Source organism: Brevibacillus sp. DP1.3A (assembly GCF_013284245.2).
GTDB lineage: Bacteria > Bacillota > Bacilli > Brevibacillales > Brevibacillaceae > Brevibacillus.
Map to the genome: position 1 here is coordinate 15,001 of NZ_CP085876.1, position 5,000 is coordinate 20,000.

The following is a 5,000-nucleotide window of genomic DNA, read 5'->3' on the forward strand; positions in this document are numbered from 1 at the left end:
GATATTGGCCGCACATCAATTAGGTGCTGCTGTGGCCGCTTACGGTGGTGGAGTCATTTATACCATGTTGAATAGTTACTTTCTCATGTTTATCATTGCGGGAATATTTTGCTTGATTGCTTCTGTCATGGTTATGCGTATTGGAAGGAACGCGCTCACGGCGAAAATTTCCGGGAACATGTAGCGGTAAAGATATCGATTGAAAGAAAAACACCCGAGTGGATACTAGATCACTCGGGTGTTAGTTTTCAGGCTGCGGATATATGGGAAGGATGATGCGGAAAACAGCACCGTGGAGTGGACCATTTTCTGCTTGTAGACGGCCGTACGAACGTTCGATAATTGCTCGAGAAATAGCTAGCCCCAGTCCGACATCACCATTTTTTCCTTTCACAAAACGATGAAATAAATGAGGGAGAAGCTCTTCCGGGATGCCCTCACCATCATCTTGTATTTCTATTTGGAGTTGGCGTTTGCCTGGTTTGATTTCGATCGTGATCTGATCCTTGGCATGGCGCAAAGCATTTCCAATGATATTCAACAAGGCTTGAAGAAACTTTCCCTCATCGACATACACTACGTCATTGGTTTTAAGTGGACTTACTGAAATCGTTACATTGTGTTGGAGCTGCAAAGGATGTAAACGCTCAATGGCCCGTGTCACCAGGTCAGTAGCGGAATGCCATGAGGGATCAAACAAATTCTCTTCGCCTTCAAGCTTGGCCAACAATATAATTTCAGTCACAATATGCTTTAATCGATTGGTTTCCTCTACGATGACATCAAAACCTTTTTCAGCAGCAGCATCTACAAAAACGCCATCGCGAATTCCCTCGGCGTATCCTTGAATGGACATGAGAGGGGTTTTTAGCTCATGGGAAGCATTCTGTAAAAATTGCCGCTGGATTTCATGAAAACGATCAAGCTCTTGTGCCATGGAGTAAACACTATTCGAGACTTCAGCAATTTCACCGCGAGCAGGAATAAGCTGGACTTCGGAAAAACGCCTTGCTTGAACCTTTTTAATTTCTCTCGTCAATTTATGGAGTGGCTTCACCATACTACGTGTAATAAAAAAGCTGAGCAAAATGGTAGATACGGCTCCAATCAAAACGATGAGCAATATGTTATTCGTCATCTCCATACGAATGTCTTTTAGCCCACGTACAGGAGAGGCCAGAATCAGTCGTTGCTTTTCGTCGTTTTTAAATGCCAAGTTAACGACCACGTAATCATCGCTACCAACCATCCATATGTTTCGATTTTGCCTTTTCTCCGCTTTACGCTCAAGGGCATCCATCCACTCATTCAAATTGGAAGAAGGCAGGGACGTGTAGAGTACTTTTTTCTTTTTGCCTAAGAGTAAAACTTCTATCTTACGATTGGAGACGAGAAGCTTTTCGAGCTCTGCGACTCCCTCAGTTTCAATCTTTACATTCGATTCGTTCATTTTTTCAATCCAGAATCGCCCTTTTAGGTTTAATTCATTCTTTTGCTGCTCGATTAAATTATCCAGCAAAAACGAATTGATCAGGACGGCTGATACCCCCATGACAAGACAGAGAAGAAGGGCGAACATCAACGTAATACGAAATTGGATACTCATTCATCCTTCGTTCCTTCCAAAGTTCGCAGCCGATACCCAAAGCCCCAGACGGTTTCGAGAGGGATCTTGTCCAGCTTTTTTCGGATACGACGAATGAGATCATCAACCACTCGGTCACTTCCAAAATAATCATATCCCCATATAAGAGAGAGCAGCTCATCACGGGAAAAAGCCCGATTCGGATACTCCGATAAAAGACTGAGCACCTGAAACTCTTTCGAGGTCACCTCTACTTCCTCCCCAAAAGAGTAAACAAGACGTTTTTCCTTATCTAATACAAGAGCACTGTTTACAGCCTCTTCCGTATTCCTGTCTTTCGCAATGAAAGGGGATTCTTCCGTATGGGATTTCATCTGTTTCCAACGTTGAAGTGCCCGATTCACACGTGCCACTAATTCACGAGGGCTAAAAGGTTTGGTGAGATAATCGTCGCTTCCTAGCTCTAGTCCAAGAATCTTGTCCACTTCTTCGTCGCGAGCGGAAACCATGATGATAGGCGTTTCTGAGCCAGCACGAATACGTCGACAAAACTCATAGCCATTCATACCTGGCAACATGATGTCCAATACCCATAGATCGGGGGAATTCTCTTGCTCTAAAGTAATAGCCTCTTCGGCTGATTCAACTGCAGTTGTAACATAGCCTTCCTTTTGCAGATAGGCTTCGACGATCTGACGAATATTGATGTCATCGTCTACGATAGCAATGTGAAAGGTCTTCATAGGATTCCTCCGCGAACCTTTAGATTCTCACTTTATTGTACATCTTCAAACGGACTTAAGCAGTTGTTGAAGGCATTTCCCACACTTTTCCCATACTTTCCTACGTTTCTTACAAGAGTGTAAGGAAATTGAAACCCAAATCGATAGGACTACGTGTTCATTCCCTGTAAAATCAAAGTACATTCAATAAACGGAGGGATACACCATGAGAAAACTACTACAGATGATCGCGCTTACGTTCGGATTGTTAATCGATACGAAGACAATGATTCGCTCCTCCGAATTGGAAATGGTCGTGAAGCTGTAAAGATGATCATAAATACAAGTAAAAAACATGAACTTCTAGGCGCCAGAATGTAGGGGCCTTTTTTGTTTTGTGTGATGACTGAGCGTGGAACGGGGCTGGAATATTTAGGGATATTACGAAATTCGTGAGGTACGACCAAAATCGGTGGAAAATCTTGAGGGAATGGATTGATTTAGCTGGATTTTTTGGACGTGCCCTCTCCCTATATGGTATAATGAAGTATTGTGATAACCAGTTGGAGGTTTACCCTTTATGGCAGAAGAAACTGCTCGGTTTCCAAAAGTCGATATTAGCCACGAAATGAGAGAATCGTTCATTAGCTATGCGATGAGCGTTATCGTCAGTCGGGCTTTGCCTGACGTTCGCGATGGTTTGAAGCCTGTACACAGGCGTATTTTGTATGCCATGCACGATATGGGCCTTACTCCTGACAAGCCGTTCCGTAAATCGGCAAACGTTGTCGGGGAAGTAATGGCGAACTACCATCCGCATGGTGACTCTTCCATCTATGAAGCGATGGTACGTATGGCCCAAGATTTTAACATGCGCTACATGCTGGTTGAAGGGCAAGGGAACTTCGGTTCTGTAGACGGCGACCCGGCAGCGGCGATGCGTTATACGGAGTCGCGTTTTTCCAAGCTCGCGCTGGAGCTTTTGCGCGATATTGATAAAGAAACGGTCGATTTCATTCCTAACTACGACGGACGCAAAGAAGAGCCGGTTGTATTGCCTTCTCGTTTCCCGAACCTGCTTTTGAACGGGGCATCAGGGATTGCTGTAGGTATGGCTACCAATATTCCGCCGCATAACTTGACGGAAGTTGTTGATGGCGTCATTGCCATGATCGACAATCCTGATATTACGATTCAAGATTTGATGAAAATCATTAAGGGACCTGACTTCCCTACAGCAGGGGAGATTCTCGGTTACAGTGGTATTCGTCGTGCCTATGAAACAGGCCGTGGTTCCATTATTATGCGTGCCAAAACCCAGATTGAAGAGGATGGGAAAGGAAAACCGCGCATCATCGTAACAGAGATTCCTTTTCAGGTGAACAAGGCTAGACTCGTGGAAAAAATCGCGGAGCTTGTACGCGAGAAAAAAATCGAAGGGATTACCGACCTTCGTGATGAGTCTGACCGCAAAGGAATGCGTATCGTCATGGAATTGCGCCGTGACGTCATTCCAAAGGTTGTATTGAACAATCTGTTTAAGCATACTCAAATGCAGTCTACATTTGGTGTGAATATGCTGGCACTCGTTGACAGCCGTCCGCGTGTATTGAATCTGCGTGACATGCTCTATTACTATTTGGAGCACCAACGTGTCATTATCCGCAGAAGGACCGAATACGATCTCAAGCAAGCAGAAGCTCGTGCGCATATCTTAGAAGGCTTGCGCATTGCATTGGATCATATTGACGAGATTATCAGCTTGATTCGCTCCTCTCAAACCACAGAAGAAGCTCGTACAGGACTCATGGAAAATTACTCCTTGTCCTACGAGCAGGCACAGGCCATTCTCGATATGCGTCTGCAACGCTTAACTGGTTTGGAACGAGAAAAAATCGAGAACGAATACCAAGAACTCATGGTAAAAATCGCAGAACTGCGTGCTATTCTTGCAGACGAAGCCAAAATCTACGCGATCATCCGGGAAGAACTGGGTGAGATCAAAGAGAAGTTTGGCGATGCAAGACGCACGGAAATTACTTTCGATGAGAATCATATCGAAGATGCTGATTTGATCCCAGAGGAAGATGTCGTTATCACCCTGACGCATGATGGTTATATTAAGCGTCTGCCTGTTTCCACCTACCGTTCGCAAAAACGTGGTGGACGTGGCGTGCAGGGGTTGGGAACCAAGGATGACGATTTTGTCGAGCATCTGTACATTACCAACTCGCATGATTACATCATGTTCTTCACAAGCAAAGGGAAGGTTTATCGCCTAAAAGGATTCGAGATTCCTGACCTGAGCCGGACAGCGAAAGGTACCCCAATCATCAATCTCATTCAGATTGAAAAAGGGGAGCGGGTTAGTGCGGTAATCCCTGTGAAGGAGTTTGATCAAGAACATTACCTGTTCTTTGCGACCAAGAAGGGGATTATTAAGAAAACGACGCTGGAGTCTTATGGAAATATTCGCAAAGGCGGACTGATTGCGGTTAACCTGCGCGAGGATGATGAATTGATAGGTGTTCGTTTGACGGATGGCCAACAACAAATCATCATGGGTACTCACAAAGGCATGTCTGTTCGCTTCAACGAGGGAGACGTTCGTACGATGGGACGTAACGCCACCGGTGTGAAGGGGATTACCCTAGACGACGATGATGATGTCATCGATATGGACGTTATCAAAC

At 44.9% G+C, this 5,000-nt stretch carries 3 protein-coding genes and 1 pseudogene (2 of these 4 only partly in view); 2 read left to right on the plus strand and 2 right to left on the minus strand.

Annotated features, from left to right (window positions below; all coding sequences use genetic code 11):
• Nucleotides 1-184 (plus strand): annotated as a pseudogene (locus HP399_RS00165) (MFS transporter); it begins 1,090 nt to the left of the window's first position.
• Between the two features lie 57 nt (nt 185-241).
• Here HP399_RS00165 and HP399_RS00170 read toward each other — a convergent pair.
• Both HP399_RS00170 and HP399_RS00175 read right to left on the minus strand, forming a co-directional pair.
• Entirely contained in the window at nt 242-1,606 is a 1,365-nt protein-coding gene (locus tag HP399_RS00170) for a sensor histidine kinase (RefSeq protein ID WP_173621465.1), read from the minus strand.
• Nucleotides 1,603-2,328, minus strand: a complete 726-nt coding sequence (locus HP399_RS00175) for a response regulator transcription factor (RefSeq protein ID WP_173621464.1) — start codon at nt 2,326-2,328, stop codon at nt 1,603-1,605. Before HP399_RS00175 ends, HP399_RS00170 begins: the two co-directional genes overlap by 4 nt.
• 559 nt (nt 2,329-2,887) lie before the next feature.
• Between HP399_RS00175 and gyrA the strand changes: the two genes are divergently transcribed.
• Nucleotides 2,888-5,000 carry the 5' portion of a DNA gyrase subunit A gene (gene gyrA, locus HP399_RS00180; protein ID WP_173621463.1) on the plus strand. 413 nt of this gene lie beyond the right edge of the window, so the window shows 2,113 of its 2,526 coding nt (coding positions 1-2,113); its start codon is at nt 2,888-2,890; the stop codon falls past the right edge of the window.